The 553-nt window shown below is 61.8% G+C and carries 1 protein-coding gene; it reads right to left on the bottom strand.

Annotation, left to right across the window (positions count from 1 at the left end; translation table 11 throughout):
* Positions 1-553, bottom strand: a 553-nt coding sequence (locus NW838_RS11070) for a family 10 glycosylhydrolase (protein ID WP_414428047.1), incomplete at both ends; no start/stop codon positions are given.

The raw sequence follows: 553 nt of genomic DNA, 5'->3' as shown, positions 1-553 counted from the left end.
AGCGGCTGACAATTTCCAAATTGGGCTGCACCAGTTGCGCCAAACGCCGTGTATTGCCCGCATAGGTGAGGGGGATCAACAGATCCAGCTCCCCTGCCTGGATCCACTCTTCCCAGTTCTGCTGCAGCCTTTGCAGGCGCTCCTGCTTGGGCAGAGCATAGACAGCTGCCGAGAGGATCACGCGCGGGTTGAGGGAGCGGGCGGTGCGGGCAATGGCCTCCACCACCTCGTTCACCTGCTGGGTGCGGTAGCGGGTCCACAACTGCCAGAGGGAGCGATCCCTCAAGGGATCCAACTCCAGCGTATCGACGCCGGACAACTGCTGAAACCCCTGACGAGCGGCCCGACCGAAGCCAAACACCTGGCGGCTGGCAGCGTTTTGGAAGGGATAGCGGATGTAGTCCAGGTGGATTCCGTCTACCTGGTAGTCTTGCACTAGCTCGCGGGTAAGAGCCAGGAGATAGCTGCGCACCTGCGGATTGGCTGGGTCTAGCCAGGTTTCCGGCTGCCCGCGCGGGAACAGACGGCCACGATTGTCCAGATTGGCCCAATC

This window comes from Synechococcus sp. R55.2 (assembly GCF_047462075.1).
Lineage (GTDB): Bacteria > Cyanobacteriota > Cyanobacteriia > Thermostichales > Thermostichaceae > Thermostichus.
The sequence above is the reverse complement of the archived record's forward strand: the minus strand, read 5'-3'. Positions and strand labels throughout refer to the sequence as shown.